The 17,920-nt window shown below is 28.8% G+C and carries 16 protein-coding genes; 7 read left to right on the plus strand and 9 right to left on the minus strand.

The annotated features are described in order from the left end of the window. Positions 1–92: 92 nt before the first annotated feature. Positions 93–587: a thiol peroxidase gene (gene tpx, locus LQK79_RS19370; protein WP_053242978.1), complete on the minus strand. Its 495-nt coding sequence runs from the start codon at positions 585–587 to the stop codon at positions 93–95. 262 nt (positions 588–849) lie between these two features. Between tpx and LQK79_RS19375 the strand changes: the two genes are divergently transcribed. From LQK79_RS19375 to LQK79_RS19395, 5 genes are all read left to right on the plus strand, one after another. Then, positions 850–2,316 carry a SpoIIE family protein phosphatase gene (locus tag LQK79_RS19375; RefSeq protein ID WP_231017567.1) on the plus strand — a complete coding sequence of 489 codons (1,467 nt, stop codon included), beginning with the start codon at positions 850–852 and terminating at the stop codon, positions 2,314–2,316. A gap of 15 nt (positions 2,317–2,331) precedes the next feature. After that, positions 2,332–2,748, plus strand: a complete 417-nt coding sequence (locus LQK79_RS19380; protein ID WP_231017568.1) for an ATP-binding protein — start codon at positions 2,332–2,334, stop codon at positions 2,746–2,748. Further along, entirely contained in the window at positions 2,745–4,025 is a 1,281-nt protein-coding gene (locus tag LQK79_RS19385; RefSeq protein WP_053242982.1) for a methyl-accepting chemotaxis protein, read from the plus strand. Before LQK79_RS19380 ends, LQK79_RS19385 begins: the two co-directional genes overlap by 4 nt. A 13-nt stretch (positions 4,026–4,038) precedes the next feature. Beyond that, the gene (locus LQK79_RS19390; protein ID WP_053242983.1) at positions 4,039–4,317 is read left to right on the plus strand and encodes an STAS domain-containing protein; all 279 of its coding nucleotides are present in this window, start codon (positions 4,039–4,041) and stop codon (positions 4,315–4,317) included. Between the two features lie 366 nt (positions 4,318–4,683). After that, positions 4,684–5,565, plus strand: coding sequence for a hypothetical protein (locus LQK79_RS19395; RefSeq protein WP_231017569.1), 882 nt, complete (start codon positions 4,684–4,686; stop codon positions 5,563–5,565). Here the strand turns inward: LQK79_RS19395 and LQK79_RS19400 are convergent. Then, positions 5,562–6,893, minus strand: a complete 1,332-nt coding sequence (locus tag LQK79_RS19400) for an aminotransferase-like domain-containing protein (RefSeq protein ID WP_231017570.1) — start codon at positions 6,891–6,893, stop codon at positions 5,562–5,564. The genes LQK79_RS19395 and LQK79_RS19400 overlap by 4 nt on opposite strands. Before the next feature lie 232 nt (positions 6,894–7,125). Between LQK79_RS19400 and LQK79_RS19405 the strand changes: the two genes are divergently transcribed. Beyond that, on the plus strand, positions 7,126–7,731 hold the full coding sequence (locus tag LQK79_RS19405; protein WP_231017571.1) for a sugar O-acetyltransferase: 606 nt from the start codon (positions 7,126–7,128) through the stop codon (positions 7,729–7,731). Between the two features lie 543 nt (positions 7,732–8,274). On the opposite strand, the gene LQK79_RS19410 is transcribed toward LQK79_RS19405, so the two are convergent. From LQK79_RS19410 to LQK79_RS19435, 6 genes are all read right to left on the minus strand, one after another. Further along, complete coding sequence (locus LQK79_RS19410) at positions 8,275–9,168, minus strand: methyltransferase domain-containing protein (protein WP_231017572.1); 894 nt, start codon at positions 9,166–9,168, stop codon at positions 8,275–8,277. Between the two features lie 85 nt (positions 9,169–9,253). After that, complete coding sequence (locus tag LQK79_RS19415; RefSeq protein WP_231017573.1) at positions 9,254–9,727, minus strand: hypothetical protein; 474 nt, start codon at positions 9,725–9,727, stop codon at positions 9,254–9,256. Positions 9,728–9,779: 52 nt separating this feature from the next. After that, positions 9,780–11,855 (minus strand): hypothetical protein, encoded by a 2,076-nt coding sequence (locus LQK79_RS19420; RefSeq protein ID WP_231017574.1) that lies wholly within the window; start codon positions 11,853–11,855, stop codon positions 9,780–9,782. A 3-nt stretch (positions 11,856–11,858) separates the two neighbouring features. Beyond that, on the minus strand, positions 11,859–12,332 hold the full coding sequence (locus tag LQK79_RS19425) for a hypothetical protein (RefSeq protein WP_053243015.1): 474 nt from the start codon (positions 12,330–12,332) through the stop codon (positions 11,859–11,861). 14 nt (positions 12,333–12,346) lie between these two features. After that, the gene (locus tag LQK79_RS19430) at positions 12,347–13,651 is read right to left on the minus strand and encodes a type IV secretory system conjugative DNA transfer family protein (RefSeq protein WP_231017575.1); all 1,305 of its coding nucleotides are present in this window, start codon (positions 13,649–13,651) and stop codon (positions 12,347–12,349) included. Continuing rightward, positions 13,648–14,442, minus strand: a complete 795-nt coding sequence (locus LQK79_RS19435; protein ID WP_053243013.1) for a zinc ribbon domain-containing protein — start codon at positions 14,440–14,442, stop codon at positions 13,648–13,650. Before LQK79_RS19435 ends, LQK79_RS19430 begins: the two co-directional genes overlap by 4 nt. 172 nt (positions 14,443–14,614) lie before the next feature. On the opposite strand from LQK79_RS19435, the gene LQK79_RS19440 reads away from it, so the two are divergent. Then, positions 14,615–16,048, plus strand: coding sequence for a zinc ribbon domain-containing protein (locus LQK79_RS19440; protein ID WP_231017576.1), 1,434 nt, complete (start codon positions 14,615–14,617; stop codon positions 16,046–16,048). A gap of 61 nt (positions 16,049–16,109) precedes the next feature. On the opposite strand, the gene LQK79_RS19445 is transcribed toward LQK79_RS19440, so the two are convergent. Further along, positions 16,110–17,687 carry an Ig-like domain-containing protein gene (locus LQK79_RS19445; protein WP_053243010.1) on the minus strand — a complete coding sequence of 526 codons (1,578 nt, stop codon included), beginning with the start codon at positions 17,685–17,687 and terminating at the stop codon, positions 16,110–16,112. Between the last annotated feature and the right edge of the window lie 233 nt (positions 17,688–17,920).

Genomic DNA, 17,920 nt, shown 5'->3' on the forward strand with positions numbered 1-17,920 from the left:
GTTAAAACCCTTCACTCAAATTAGTTTGCAATATTTATAAATTATTATTGAATTAATTTTTAGTGCGACAGCCTCTTTAAAATAATAATATTTTATTTTGCATTTTGGGCCGCTTCTAGTATTTCATCGTAATTTGGATAATCTGTTATTTCATCAAGGTACTTAGCATAAGTAATTGTATTATTGCTATCTACTACAAATGCTGTTCTTGCAAGAAGCCCAATCTCTTTTACGTAAGTACCAGTACTGTTTCCAAAATCTCTATCTTTATAATCGGAAAGTGTAATAACACTTTTAATCCCTTCAGCTCCACACCATCGACTTTGAGCAAATGGTAAGTCCATTGATACTGTATAAACTGTAACTCCTTCTATTTCAGCTGCTCTTTTGTTAAATGTTTTTACTTCAAGATCACATACTGGAGTGTCAATTGATGGTACTGTAAGAAATACTCTAACACCCTTTGTATCATTTAAAGAAACAGGTTCAAGAGAATTACTTGCAGCGGTAAAATCAGGGAACTTATCTCCTGCTTTAAGCTCACTTCCAATTAATGTTACTTCTTTTCCTTGAAATTTTACTTTCATATTATTTAGTTTACTTGCAAATATAGGTAAATTTGTAAGTAAACATTTCACCTCTTTTCGTAATATTTGTTATTATTTAATATAAATTATCTATAAATATATATTACTACATAATTAAAGTTTTGTAAATAGGTACACATTTACTTTATATCCTCAGTTCACTTGAATATTGGCAATAAATCTATTTATTGTGTTTTTATTCGCATTGTACTATAATAATCACAAACACACATCATCTAACTTATATATGGGAGTGACTTTTTTGGAACAAATATTAACTTCAAATTTATTCAGTTCAAGTGATGCAACTTATATTACAACTAATTTATTAAACAACCCTGATATTTTGTTTAAAGTACTCAATGCTATTCCTGATGTAATAAAAGTATATAAAAGAGATAAAAGTATAATATTTTTCAATGAAGCGGCCTGCCATTTTTACGATAAGAACCTAGAAGAGGTCTATAATAAAAAATGTTATGAAATTCTTGATTATAGAAGCCACTGTGCTAACTGTGCTTTTAATAAAGTATTAAAAACAAAAAATACTGTGTCAGGTGAAAGATATTATCCTAAAGCCAATAAATACATGGATGTATGCCTCACACCAATTTTTGACAAATCTAAAAAAATAATTTTTATTGTAGAAAGATTAACAGATGTAACTGAAAAAAAGACACTTTCAAACCTTATTAAGAGAGATGAGAAAATGTATCATCAAATAGTCAATTTCTATCCTGATGGCATAATTATTTTGCAGGATTACAAAATTGTTTTGGCAAACAATGAAGTTAAAAATTTGCTTGGTTTATCTGAGGATTCTAAAAAAAGCATACTATATTATATTCCTCAAAAAGATAGAAAAAATGTAACCAAAATCATAAGAAGTATTTTAAAGAATAAAGATACAAAAATTATTCGACATTACAACTACATAAACCACAAAAACAAAAAAATCAGCTTGCAATTTTCATTAAGTTATATATCCTATAAAGGAAGCGATGCAATTATTTCAGTAATTAGAGATACAACTGAATTTGAAAAAAGTTTGGATATGGCGACAAAGATTCAAAGTAGCAACCTTCAAAAAAATTTTCCTATAATGGAAAAAGCAAACTTCGAATATCTCTATTATCCGGCGCATACTGTCAGTGGCGATTATTTCAAAATGTTTAAAATAAGTGAAAACCTTGTTGTTGGTATATTGATAGATGTCAGTGGCAATGGCGTTACTGCCGCACTTAACGTTTCAGCCTTTGATATTTTATTTCTTCAAGAAATTTTAAAAAAACATAATCCTATAACAATTTTAAATAACTTAAATGCAAAATATAACAAATACGACAAAGGGTTTATCGCTGCTTGCTGCTTTAGCTTTGATTTCGCTAAAAAAGAGGCAGTTATAATTGGCGCTGGAATAAATGAATTTATTGTAAAAAGAAAAAATGGAATAGTAGAGGAGCGAACTGTAAAAGGTTCTTTTCTTGGCATGTTTCAAAATAGCATTTTTGATAAACAATTAATTAAATTTGATAGTGGAGATACCTTCTACTTTTTTACTGATGGATTAGACTTTGTATTTGATGAAGACAAAATTGTACAAAATTATATAAAGCATTCAACTATGTATGAATTCAAAAAATATCTAGATGATTACTTAAATGACCTGCTAATTGAAAAAGGTAAGCTAATTGATGATTCTTCAATGCTTGCCATAGAAATAAAATAAACTTAGGGTGATAATATGTTGAATTTAATAAAAAATACTCAAACTCTATATGGCATCGATGGTTATAATAAAATAATTGAAACCATAATACAAAAATTAAATGCCTATGACTATTACTTCGATATAAAATTAATTTTGACCGAAGCTTTACTAAATGCCTTTGAGCATGGAAATAAAAGTGATAAAACTAAACCTATAAATTTATTTTATAATTTTGACGGTAAATATTTAAACTTTAAAATAACACATTATACAAAAAATACACAAAATATTAATATACCTGAATCTATAAATAATGAAGACCTACTAAAAGAACATGGTAGAGGGCTTTTTCTCATAAGATCCTTATCTGACAAAGTAGAATTTAAAGATAATTCATTATTTATTAAAAAAAACATTTTAAATACTACACCTAAGGAGGTCCTTATATGAAAAAAAGTTTAGAATCAAAATTAATTTCACTAATTTTTATAGCGTTTTTTGCACCAACCATAATTATGGGAGCTTATGTCTATATTTCTTCATCAACCTCAGCAATATTTATCAAACTTAATTCTATAAAAACGCCTTTGCTAATTGTACTGGCTTTAATAGGATTAATATACATAGTTTTCTGCTATTGTTTTGTTAAATACAACATTATTCGTCCAATAAAACAATTAGAAGCATCTATGACAAAAGCAGGAAATGGAGATTTTACTGTAAGAACTGATATTAAAACTGGTGACGAATTACAAATATTAGGTAATTACTTTAATAATATGCTTAATGATCAAGATAATATAATAAAAAATATAAGAAATTTCTCTGAAAATTTAACTGCATCATCTGAGGAAATGTCTGCATCTAGTGAAGAAATTAGTTCCAGCACTGAGGAAATAGCTTCACATATTGAAGAAGTGGCGCAAAGTTGTGAGCAACAAAACAATTTAATTGTACAAACTTCTGAAGTTCTTATTCAGCTTTCTAGCTTAGTTCAAATAGCTCAGAATAAAGCCTCAACTGCTAAAAGCAATTCAGATACCACTATGGATGCTGCATATAATGGAAGAACTCAAATTGAAAAAACATTGGATGCTATCGAAAATATAAGCAAAACTTCTGCAGAAGCTGAAAATCTTATGCATACTTTAGATAAGCTTTCAAATAAAGTAAGTGGAATAACAACAACAATAAATGATATATCAGAACAAACTAATTTACTTGCTTTAAATGCCGCAATAGAAGCTGCAAGAGCCGGTGAACATGGTAAAGGCTTTTCCGTAGTCGCAGATGAGGTTAGAAATTTATCAGAACAAACAAGTAATGGTGCTAATGAAATATCTAAATTAATAATTGAAATGACTACCTTAACTAAAAAAGCTGTTGAATCCATGATTTCTAATAAAAAGGCAGTAGAAAACGGTGTATCTGTAGCCACAAATACCGATAAATCCTTTGTCAATATAATTGCTTCAGTACAGCAAATTGTAAGCGATGTTAATGAAATAGTAGATGTAACTAAAGATGAAGTTGCAAGTTCAGAACAAATAGTAAAATTAATAGATTCAGTTGCAAGCATTACAGAAAAGAATACTGCTAGCAGTGAGCAGGTTGCTGCTGCTGCAGAAGAACAAGCATCTGTAATACAAAATGTTGCTTCTAGCGCAGAACATACAAGTGAAACTGCAATTGATATGAATAATTTAATTGAAAAATACAGTGTTTAGAAGGTGATTATTAATGAAAAACATTACTATACCAGAAAATTTTTCTGTTGAAGAAGCTTCTGAATATAGAAAAAAACTTAATGAATTAGTTGAAGCTGGTGAGAAAAATTTCACATTAGATTTTAGCAAGTGCACTTTTATTGATAGTACTGGATTAGGTGTTTTAGTTAATGTTTATAAAAAATGCACCGAACTTAATGGAACATTTATACTAAGCTCAATAACAAATCCTCAAGTTTTAAAAATATTTAAGCTCACTAGACTTGATAAAGTCTTTAAAATTACGAAGTAACAATGCTTAGTCGCGTTAAAAAAGTCCTATAAATCTAAGGTTGAAATATCTAAGTATTTTATGATTTTTCAACCAAGATTTATTAGGACTTTTTTAAATCATTCCTTCAGCATTGTTACTTCACTTCCACAGTGGTACAAGGAAAAAATTCCTCTGTACCTACGGAATTTTAGGCGTGAATCTTTGCAACCAATTAAATTTTTGTACTATATTATGGACATGACTATTAAATTATTTGTTTAATCATGTTACAGTGCATTTTTCGTAGGGAAACAGAGAAAAATCCACCTTGTATTCTTTATCACCCTATATTATAAAATGAATATAATATTATAAGTCTAACATTATTAATGGAGTGTATTTAAATTGGATACTTCAAATTATGATACTGCAAAAATAAATGAAAGATATTTTAGACCTTCTAAACTTCCTGCATTAAACATTAGAAACTTTGACTACTCTTTTTATGATAAATATTCAAATCCAGATTACACAAAGATAATTTTGCCTGACTATCTATTTACTTCTCCTGAAAATTCAATTTTAAATTACTTCAGCATACTTCGTGAAGCAGAAAGCATATCAAAAGGTGGCTGCGGAAGTATTGGCGATGGTAAAACCCCATATCCAATTTCCTATAATTTTTTCACAAAAGAATATCAAAACACTTTACCATATTCTGAATATCTAAAAGCCTTCAATGATATCGGTCATATAAATTTAGTAAAGCTAAATAATGTAACTGATCCAAGTACCCCTAAAGACACCTACAAATACTTTTTTGAAATAGAAACAATAGAACCATCTACAAACGGCAACACAAGTTTTGCGTATTACTATGGATTTATGTATTTAAAAAACGAAAATGGAAAATATAAAATTTCTGATATAGATATACGTGGAGAAGATTTTTTATGTGCTGCATATCATGGTTGGTCACACGATGCTGAAAGCTATGTAGGTGTAACTTATGGTGATTGGTGTAATCTTATAAAAAAAATGCATCCAATTGAGCAAAAGGGATACGTTAAAAATGTTTATTTTACAGGTACTGATAATAAAGAATACAAAATTGAATTTTTTCAGCTAACCAATGGTACAGATGTTCAGGTTGGTCAATTTATTAAGGACAGTAGTGGCAATTGGCAGCCCGTAACAATAGATGTATACAAATGCCTGCCACTTAATCGGGTATCCCATTTTTCATGTCCATTTTGGACAATATATCAAAATAGAAGAGGATATTAGCCCTCTTCTACAACTTTAACTATTTCATAAATACCTTTTTTTATTTTGTGTAAATTGGTTCTGCTTACACTTATTCTTATAAATCTATCATCATTATTATTCAAATAAAATTTAGCTGTATCTATAATTATTATATTTTTGCTCTTTAACTTTTCAATAATTCTATTTACATCCACTGTTTTTTTCATCTCAAAACTTGCAAAAAAACCAGACTTAGGTATGTACCATTTTATATTTGCACTACATAAATTTTGTGTCAATTCTTTAAGATAATTCATTCTTTCACCGTATATTCTTCTAAGCTTTTTAATATTTTCATCAAACATTCCACTTTTGATATAAACTTCTAAAGTTCCTTGAGATAATATTGATGTATTTAAATCATTCCATTTTTTATATTCCTTAAAAATCTTAGATAATTTACTTGGAATAACGGCAGTTGAAACCCTAAGACCCGGAAAAAGCACTTTAGAATATGTTTTTAAATATATAACCCTTGAATCCATATCTAGCGCATATATTGGATCAGCTTTTTTATCAATCTCTAAATCAACCAAATAGTCATCTTCAACTATGTATACATCATATTTTTTACAAAGCTTTAATATTATTTTTTTGTCCTCGATATCATAGGAAAAACCTGTAGGATTATGAAATCTAGGTATAGTGTAAAAAAACTTTATACTTTGTGATTTTAGGATTTTCTCAAACTCATCAAAGTCTATTCCATTAGCGCCTCTTTTTATACCTATAGTTTTTATATGATTAAGCTCTAAAGATTTCAACACCCCATAGTAAGTAGGTTCTTCAACAAGTACATTTTTTTTATTATTTCCAAAGTCCATTATAGTCAAAATATTTATAGCTTGCTGCGACCCCGATGTTATAAATACACTTTCTTTATTTGCAAACACCTGATAATTTTCAAGCTGTTTCCTTACAACTTCAATTAAATTTGGATGGCCCTGTGCATAGGATGCGTTAAAAAGACTATTTTTATATAAATGCATTGCTATATCTGCACAATGCTGAAATTCTTTATATGGTAAAGCTGACTTATCTTGCGCTGCCGCCTCAAAATCTATTTTTTCATTATTTTCTAGTGTGCTGCTTTTAGAGTTATTTTCAATAACATAATAACCACTTTTTGGTACAGAATAAATTATATTTTGATTTTCCATAACTTCATATGCCTTAACAACCGTTGCCTTGCTGCACTTAAATTTTTCCGAAACGTTCCTTATAGATGGCAGCTTTTCACCAGCCTTAATATCACAAATCACTATTTTTCTTTTTATATACTTCATAATTCTCTCATACTTATTCAAACTCTCACCCCTTTTAGTAAACAGTGGATAGAAGATAATTGTCAGTTAAATGTCTATAGTTAACTAGTAATTGTTAAACTCCATAACTATAACCACTTAACTATCCTCTGTCCCTTGTCAACTGTCAACTGCCATGTTTCTGTACCAGTCCACATACAAATTTTTATAATTGTTTTTTATATTAAGGCTAGCTTATACTTTAAGCATAACATATTTTTAGGAGGTAAATCTTATGACGGAAGAAGAAAAAATATTTGCTGGAAGATTATTTGATGCTCGCACAAAAGAACTTCGTGATATTAAGCATAAAGCCCACGTACTCTGTCAAAAATTCAATTCACTTGATGAATATGATGAAAATCGATTGCCAATCATAAGAAAATTCATCGGAAAAATCGGAGAAAAATACTATTTTCAAGGTCCCGTACAGTTTAATTACGGCTGCCATACCTTTATCGGTGAAAACTTCTTTGCTAATTTTAATACAACAATTTTAGATGATGGTAGAATTTACATAGGTGATAATGTAATGCTTGGACCAAATGTTTCTCTTATGGCAAGCTCACACCCTCTTATTGCAGAAGAAAGAACTACAATGAAATATAAAGATGGACATGTATCTGTATCCGAATACGCAGATGAAATACACATTGGAAATAATGTTTGGATTGCCTGTAATGTTGTAGTTTGCGGCGGCGTGCATATTGGGGACAATGCCGTTATTGGCGCTGGAAGTGTCGTTACAAAAGATATACCAGACAACTATATTGCATATGGTAACCCTTGTAAACCAGTAAGAATGATTACGGAAAAAGACTCAAAGCTGGACTTACTATAGCCATCTATAATCCCCCTTGGAATTTTAAAATTTCAAGTTCTAAGTTTATCTTAAAAATCCAGTATTCAACTTAAAGTACAGAGTACAATTGACAGATGACAGTGAAGGGTGATTTTTCTCCGCTATCGCTTCAAAAAATCTTAAATTTAATGCTGACGCATGGTGCAAAGTATAATGTTCAGCTCAGATGATACTATTAAGTTCTAAGATTTACCTGAGTGAAACAAAATGTAAATCCACCTTCACTGTGAATTGTGAACTGTGCACTGTTATAGCTTATCATTTCTACAAAGATTCTCACCTAAAATTCCGTAGGAACGGAGGAATTTTTTCCTTGCACTCCCCTTGATGTGAAGGAACAATACTGAAGGAACGATTAAAAAAAATCCTAATAAATCTTGCTTCAAAAATTATAAAACACTTAGATATTTCAATTTGTTTGAGCCAAAGGCGAGTTATTGAAATATCTTAGTGTTTTACAATTTTTGAATCTTAGATTTATAGAATTTTTTTTACGCGACGAAGCATTGTTCCTTCACAACTTTACTTTCTAGCAATAAAAAAGAATCTTGGGAATCTAAAGATGATTTCTCTATTTTTCTGAGCCTTATATTCCTGTACTAATCTATCAAAAATATCTTTTTCAAATTCTTTTTTCTTTTCTTCACTTAACACACTTAAATATGGTCTAAGACCTGTTCCCCTATACCATTCCATAATCGCTTCATGTGATTTTAACCTGTGGCAATATACAGTTTCCCATACACAAAAATCATGGGTTACTTCAGACAACAAGTCAAAATACTCACTTTGACTCAATGTATAAAAAATTCTCGGATTATCAAAATGCGGTTTCCACTTTGCATTTTCTGAAACTTCCCTAATAATTTTATGTATTGGCTCATCATAATTCATGGGTATTTGTATTGCTAATTCACCGCCTTTTTTTAAAAGCGCAAACATCTCCTTTATAAGTTTTGGATGATCTGGCACCCATTGAATGCAGGCATTTGAAAAGACAATATCAAATTCACCACTTAATTTAGATAAATCTTTGCTGGCATCACATATATCAAAATCCAAATCAGGCAATTCCTTTTTTGCAGTTTCAATCATTTCCTTTGAATTATCGACCCCAAGAATATATGCATTAGAAAATCTTTCTTTTAAAACTTGTGTACTGTTTCCCGGACCACAGCCCATATCAAGAATTTTTTTAGGATCAATTAGACTTATCCTATTTACTAAATCAATTGATGGCTGTGTTCTTTCATTTTTAAACTTCAAATATTGATTTGAGTTCCATTTAATCATAATATAGCCCCCCATAGAATTATTATTTTTAAAATCATCTAATGTCATAAAGTAATTTCCGCCCACTCCAACTTTACGACTTTCTAATGCAACTAATATTGTACCTTTTCTTAATGACTTCATCAATGCCGGCATACCTTGTTTGTGCTTGATTTAGATTATTATATTTAATAGGGTCATAGGTGTATACATTGTTAACAGTCATCTTTTAGTTAACTTCGTCAATACCATATTTTAATTTCATATAATATAAATCAATTTCTATAAGTGGAATATTAATATTGGCCTCGATTTCTATATAACCCCATTTAAAATCCAAATTATTAGGTAAGTCTTTCAATTGCAAATTTTCTTTAAGAAACTTTTCATGTTGCTTTATTAATTTTTTAAATTCATCATTATTAATTCCTGTATCATAAATCTTTAAATCTTCTTCAAAACTAATTGTAATTTTATTAATACTATTAGAAATCATAGAAATACCAACATCAATATACATTTTTCCATATTCAGTATCTATTGGCTTAAATACTAAATATCTTTTATTATCTATTTCCTTTAAACTTCTTTCGCTTAAAAGCTTCTTAACATTAGAATTTTTCATCCCATCTACTGTCATTTCTGCCTTTAAAACTATATTGTCATCAAATATTATATCTCCTGTTTTCTTATCTATTTGCATAAATTCAACTCTTTTCTAAGTATTTTTATTATTAATATTTTAGCTACATAAATCAATAATCATAAAATTCATCTTCGTCTTCATCTAAATCTTCATCTGATTCCTGGTTGGATGGTGTACTGTTAAAATTAACTGAACTTTCAATTGTTTCTTCATCACAATCTTTTAACTCTTCATTTTCATCACAGTTTTCATTGTCCATTTTTTCTAAATTAGCATCTAAATTTAACATATCATTATTACAATCGTTAGCATTTAATTCACTATTATTTGTTTCTTCGTTATATTCTATATCTACTTTTTCTGCCCCTCTAGAGATTATATTTTCAGCACCAGCTTCTATATCAGTTTGAGCTTGCTGATCGTTTTCTGTTTGCGTACTTTCTACTATTGACACATCATTATTGTCATCTGATATTTCACTTGTCTCAAAATTTCCATCCTCATAATTTTCATTTTGTTCTAAATTTTCATTTACATCTTTTAGGCCACTATGTTCTTCAGAAACTTCACTAGCCTCTGCTTCATCTATTACTTTAATTTCATCATTTTCAATATCTACTTTATTATCGCTGCTTAGTTCTGAGCTTGTCCTATCGTTTTTATTTGAATTTTCATCCTGATCCATTGTTTCATTTTTCTCTTTATTTCCTTTTATTTTACCTGATACCTCATTATTCTCTAATTCCTTATTAATCTCTAAATTTTCATCATGCTTTTCATTAATAATTTGTTCTTCAATTATATTTTCCTGAGCATGTACTTCTAGATTTTTGTCTTCATTGATATTCTTATAATCCACTTCTTCTAAAAGCTCTTCTTTACTCTCAAGTTTATTTTTATTGTTTTCTTTTTTATTTTCTGTAGTATTTTCATTATCTTTTACATTCTCATAAACTTTGCTGCTTTCTGCATCCATATTTTTAGCTTGATCACTTGAATTTTCCTCATACAGCTGGTCCTTTTCACCTAAAGCTGTCCTTCTACCATCAGTATCTTCATTCTTATCTTTTTCAATAGGCGTATATATAAGTTTCCTATTTACTATACCTTCTGGATCAAGACTTGTATAATTTTCATAATCTTCTTTTATGCTTTCCTCTAATTTAGTGTTCTCTTTAAAATCATTTAATTTATCACTAGACACATCATCTTCAATATTTAATAGCTTTTTTTCATCATAACTCAAATTTTTTTCAAGTTCTGAAGCTTTTGCTTTTAGATATTCCGATTTTTCTAGTGTTTCTTTTGGACAGCAGGTGTCTGCGTTTAACATATGCTCTTTTTGCTCATCAGTAAAACCATCTAATAAAGATGATTTTTCATTTAAATATTCGCAATTCTTTTCAAAATCGTATTTTTTATAATTTAACTTGCTTTCATTATTACTAATCTGATTGCTTATTTTACTAATATAATTTATATCTTTATCTTCCTTTTGTAGTTCATCAGTGTATTCTTTTAACAAGCAATTGTTTTTAGCAGTTAATTCGTGAATTTCAGTTCTCATCTGAATTAAGTCATATGTTTGTTCAGATATAACCTTATTATTAAGCTGTATACTTCCATCATCACTTAAATTATCAAAGAATTTATTCTTAACGCTATTTAATTCTTCCTTTGTCTTCCCTGAAATTCTTTCATCATTTTCAAACTTATTTAAATCTATTGGTATTATATTATCATTTAAACTATGCTCATCATTTCTGTATGCTTCTTTTATCATTTCACTGCCATTAGGTACTACTATCTGCTGCAATCCGCCTTTACCATAATTAGTATTTGCACTTATAGCACCTTCAGCAGATAATATCTCTTCATTAATGATATAAAATCTTGCATTTGTCTTATACTGAGGCTGGCTATCTTTATTCCGTTTATCATAATAAGGCGCAACCTGTAATCCCTGACATAAGTTTATTGAATCTAAATTGCTATTTTTAAATTCATCTAATGTCATAAAGTAATTTCCGCCAGCTCCAGCTTTAGGACCTTCTAATGCAACTAATATTGTACCTTCTTTTAATATATAATTTTCAACTTTATCAATGCCAGGATATCCACTTTGTGCTTGATTTAGATTATTATATTTAATGGGGTCATAGGTGTATATATTGTCAACAGCCATCTACTAGTTAACTTGGTCAATACCATATTTTAATTTCATGTAATATAAATCAATTTCTATAAGTGGAATGTTAATATTTGCCCTAATTTCTATATAACCCCATTTAAAATCTAAATTATTAGGTAAACCTTTCAATTGCAAACTTTCCTTAAGAAACTTTTCATGCTTATTTATTATTTTTTTAAATTCATCATTATTAATTCCTGTATCATAAATCTTTAAAGCTTCTTCAAAACTAATTGTAATTTTATTAATATTATTAGAAATTATAGAAATTCCAACATCAATATATATTTTCCCATATTCAGTATCTATTGGCTTAAATATCAAATGCTTTGTACTATCTATTTCTTCTAAACTTCTTTCTCTTAAAAGTTCCTTTACCCTAGAATTTTTCATCTCATCTATTGTCATTCCTGCCTTTAAAACTATATTGTCGTCAAATATTATATCTCCCGTTTTCTTATCTATTCTCATAAATCTAACTCCTTTCATTTATAAAGTAACGGTTGAAAAAAGAAGGGTTCCTCATTTAATAGCGACACAATACATTCCCCTACATTTAATTTTACAATATCCCAATCCTCTATTGTATTCATAATCATTAAAGAATCATTTACTCCTTTGAAAGAATTTGATGACATCACACCTACTTTTCTTCTATTTTTGCCATGCCTTTCAGAAATTATTTTTCTACTATTTTCATCAAACAGTTTAAAACAGAAAAACGTTCCAAAACCGCTTAGTAAGCTTTGAGCCATTGCTTTTGAGTATGTATTTTCAACCTGCCCTACATTTTGAATTCCTGCTATAACCTTTACTCCTAAAGATCTTCCAAAATTAAGTGCATTGTCCATATAATTTAATTTTGGTATCAGAGGGAATTCATCCAAAATAAAAAATACATTTCCTTTAGCTTTATTTTGTCCAAGAGCTTCTTTCATAGCTAAATCAATTAATACTGTATATATTGCTTGAAGCACATTTCCATTTGCTATATCGTACTCTAAGAAAATAGATTTGCCTCCCTTCTTTTGAATAGCTTCTCTTATAGAAAAATCTCCTTCATCCGCAAAAGAGCCAGTAAATACCTCCTGTGCAACCATAAAAAGAGGTGATAAATAACTTTGTGTAGTTGGGCTCTTATCACTCATTATATACGAAGTTGCCCAAAGTAAATCATCATATTTAGATATATTTTCACGCAAGTCTTTTGCCACGGATTTATTCAATAAATTCTTTAATTTTTTATTATTCCATGTCACATTTTTGTCTTTCATTTCTCTCAAATGGCAGGTAATTACTGCTGTAAGTATATCTCTTGCTCCCATTATAAATGTTGGATTTTGTGAGGAATCTATATATTTTTTAAACAGAGATGATGTAATTTCTCTTATGGTATCTAATTGTTCCTCCTCTGGTGACATAATAATATCCTTATAAATATTCCAAAGTGCTACCTTGTATTTACCTCCCAGCCTATTTTTATTGCCTATAACAAAATCACCTTCCCGATAAAATTCAGACAAATAATCGCCTTTTGCATCAAAAAACACAATAATATCGTTTTCGTTAACGCTGCCTATTATAGACTTTACTATATGGTACATGAGATTTGACTTTCCACTTCCTATAGAACCCAATGCTAGAATATGCTTACTTAATAGCTCATCATCAAGAACTATACCTGTATTGTTTTGTCCACGAATTCCTCTTGCCGCCTTGCCTTTTCTTATTATAGTTCCAGGCTCCATATGCTTTAGCTCTTGTCCCTCTACAACTTCACTAAATATCATTTAAAAAACTCCTCATCACTTTTTTCATAAGAAGTGCTCTCTTTATTTTCTACCTTTTTATCCAAATTCTTTTTTATTTTAACATCTGGAGTCCATTTTTCAATTGCATGATCACCCATAGCCTTAAAATCAAGTATAATAGCTCCAATTTCCTTCATAAGCTTTATAGTGTCTTCTGATGGAAGTGCTGATATGGATGCAACTGCTCCTTGACCTGTAAGTTTATTTCCAAAAGTTCCATCTCCAAAATTTATTGGTGAGCCATTTGCGCCTGTTGAATACACTGAAAGTTCATAGCTTACCTTTCTAAATCTAAGAAGAAATACTATTGCTAAAGTTAAAAATACAGCTAAAGGTACTATTGAAATTTTCGAACCAAATTCCGAAAATACTCCCAAGTTCTTATTAAACATAAAAAATAAACTAATTAAACTAGATAATATTCCTAAAACAAGCTCCATTATATTTATTCCTGTTCCAAAGTATGTACGAACTCCGCTTATGGTTTCTATAGGTACTTCGCTAACTAATTTGCTGCTGCCGCCACCTGATTTTCCAAAAGCATGAAATATAACTCTCTTATTAGTAATCGTTACATATCCCTCACCCTGAGGCCTTTTTAAAGTTGTACAATGATATGTCTTAACTTTAACCTCTCCTTCACTAAGTGCCACAAAAGTTTTATAATCTACGCTGCTTTTATGCACATTTTCGCCAATTGGCGATCCACATTCTCCACAGAAAGTGTCACCTTCATTATATTCTGCTCCACAATTTGAACAATTTGGCATTTTATATTCCCCCTAAGCAATTAATAGCTTGATTATACTAAAACAGTAATATTTTATCAATATTTGAAAGTGAATATTTTTACATATTACTACATTTATTTGATTTTGTAGAGGATAAACAAAATTTATGTAGAATATAAAATTATAAACATTAGGAAAGGAACTTAATAACATGAAATATTGTAAAAATTGTGGAGCAAAAATAGATGAAGGTAAAAAATTTTGTTCAAACTGTGGAACTAAGATAACAACAGAACCTACTAATTCTGAAGGGAAAGAAGATTATTCCTCTTACAAAAATGAATTTTATTCACCTTCAATATTTAATAAAACTTATACATATTTAAAAAACAAAAAATTCTCTCGTACACATAAAATTCTAATCGCACTAATATGTGTTTTATTATTATGTTCACTAATATTAATAAAAATAGGTCAAGCCTATACAAGTAAAGATAAACAAATCTCAGAATTTACCGAAGCCTTAGCTAATAACAATACTTATAAACTTACAAAAATAATGAAATCATCAGACCCTAGACTAGTTATTGATGCGTCAAATATTAATAATTTTATTAAACTCATAAAAAAACATCCTTCATATTTAAAATCCATAACAAATTCATTAAATAATGACACAACTAATTCTAATAGTATAATAACAGTAAAAAAGGAAGGTAAAAAATTTTTACTGTTTAATAATTACGTTTTTGAAGTAAATCCATATTTCATAAATATAAATTCAAATTGCTTAAACGAAGAAATTTTTATGAATGGCAAAAAGCTTTATAAAATTAATAATAAAAGCTTCTCTAAACAAATAGGACCACTTATGCCTGGCAGTTATGAGCTCAAAGGCATATGTAAAGAAAAATACACCACTCTAAGTAAGAATTTAGATTTAGATTTATTTGACAGTAACATGATAAATGCTGATTTAAATGTTGATGAAAAATTTATAAATGTATCCTGTGACAACGACGATGCTTATCTTTACGCAAATGGAAAAAATACAGGCTTAAAGGTAAATGACATAGATGACTTTGGCCCAGTATCAACAGACGGATCAATTTCCCTATATGCAGAAGTCACTTTTCCTTGGGGAACTGCCAAAAGTGATAAAGAAAAAATTTTTAATACTAACCCTGTTAATTTAAAAATAAATTTAACTAATGATTCTCTAAAAACTACCCTTATGAATACTATAAATGATTACAATAAAGGCTGGATGGCAGCTATGAATAGTCTTGACCCTAGCAAACTTGCTAACTGTTCTCCTGAGGAAAATAGTAAACTTACATCAAATATAAATAATATGAAATCTTCTAATCAGCTTTACAGCGGCAAATTAACTAAAACAAATTTTGATTTAAACAGCATCAAAATATATAAAGAAGATAATAAATATTATGCCAGCATTGATGATTCTGAATATATGAATGAGGCTTACTACAATAAATCAGATACAAATAATGCTTTAAAAGCAGCTAACTATAATTGGGAATATAAAATGTATTACGATGAAAATTCAAAGAAATGGCTTATACAAGGAAACAGTCCAATAAGCAGTTTAAGTTCAGATAATATTAAAAATTTTAATTTCTAAAATCTTCAATACATAGTAATAAAGTAGAGCACTTTTGCTTATGCAAAGGTGCCCTGCTTTATTACTGATAAACTCCTATTTTATATTGATTATATACATTTTCAGAATAGTACTTAGGATCGCCTGCATTATATGAATATGATCTTAAATATGGTTCTACTTTTACATAGTAATTACCTATAGGCAAATTCAATTGTTCTTTTAAATCCTGTTGAAGACCATTTGATGTGAAAGATTTTATCTCTTTATTGTATTCATCTAAAACAGTTACCTTCCATATACCATCTAAATCACCATTAAATTTATCATGCGAAAATTCTATATTAAAATCCCCTTCATTTTTAACAGAAAAACTATAATAATCATTGTCTGTCAACATATTAGAATTTCCCATATACATTTCATTTAAATTTATATTGGTTGCTTTATCCAAACTATCATTAAATTCCTTTTCATAATTATCTGATTTAATATAATTTACAGTTAAACTATACGGTGAATCCACAACATTTTTTGAGTAATATTGGGGATTTCCTACATAGTATGAATAATCTTCTCTCAAGTATGGCTCCACTTTTATATAATAATTGTCTTTTGAAAGCCCAAGATATCTATTTATATTTGCATCCATTCCTGTTGAGATTAAAGTCATAAACTCATTTTTACTTTCATCCATAACAGTTATTTTCCAATCACCATCTGTTTCTCCTACAAATTTGTCGTGTGAAAAATTTACATTAACATACCCATCTTCATTAACTTGGACTTCATAATAATCATCATCTGTAAGCGAGCTTGAATATCCTGTGTACTGTTGATTTAAATTTATAACTTGAGCACTCACCATATCATCATCTGGTTCCTGCTCAAAATATTCAGATCCAGTAAAGTCTACAGAAATGCTGTACGGAACTTTTAAAACATAAGTTGAATAATAATCTGGATTGCCTACATAATATGAATAATTTTCTCTTAAATATGGTTCTACTATAACATTATATTTGCCTTTTTTTAAACCTAGTGGAACGACAGTTTTATCTTCAATACCATTTACATATATTTCTTTTACAGTAGTAGTTTCATCTTCATCAGTAACCCTTATATCCCATACTGTATCAGTTTCTCCAACCAATTTATTGTGATTAAATGTGATATTAATCTTTCCATCTTCAGATAATTCTATAGGATACTTGTCACCCTCTTTAAGAGAAGCGCAGGTATTAGTTTTATTTAATAAATTTTCTGTTTGATTGGATACAGTAGAACTTACAGTATTAAAATACTTACAATATTTTTTCCCATTGCTTAAAAAAATCTTAATGCAATATCTTGAATTAAAATCATAATTATTTACTGGTGTTATTTTTATTTTGTTCGTATCAAGTTTTTTAATTTCAACCGGAATATATGTATTATCCTTTTCTATAACAATGCCATCTATTTTATCATTTTGAACTTCACCTGAAAAAGTCACTACAAATTCCTTATTTATTGATACATTGCTCACTTCATCCAATGTTATCCAGTTATTATTAGTAGTTGTTGCCTTAACGCTTGTAAATGGAATATTCACAACTAATAAAAACATTATAAAAAATGTACTTACCGTCATTATTCCATTCTTTAGATTTTTTTTCATAATTAATTTTATCCCCCTTTTATTTTTGTATAATTAATTTAAAGCTACCATTTTAATTAATATTGTACATAAATATATATTTTCCTCCATATCATTACATAAAAAAATTTATTGCTTTCATGTAAAAAAATTAATTAATACATTTCTATGAAAATATGTCAAGCATTTTTGAAAATGTCCCAAAAAGTTTTAATTATTAGCACCAGCTTTTGCTGGTGCTTTATTGATGGTAT

The sequence above is a fragment of the Clostridium guangxiense genome, from assembly GCF_021043395.1.
GTDB classification, from domain to species: domain Bacteria; phylum Bacillota; class Clostridia; order Clostridiales; family Clostridiaceae; genus Clostridium_S; species Clostridium_S guangxiense.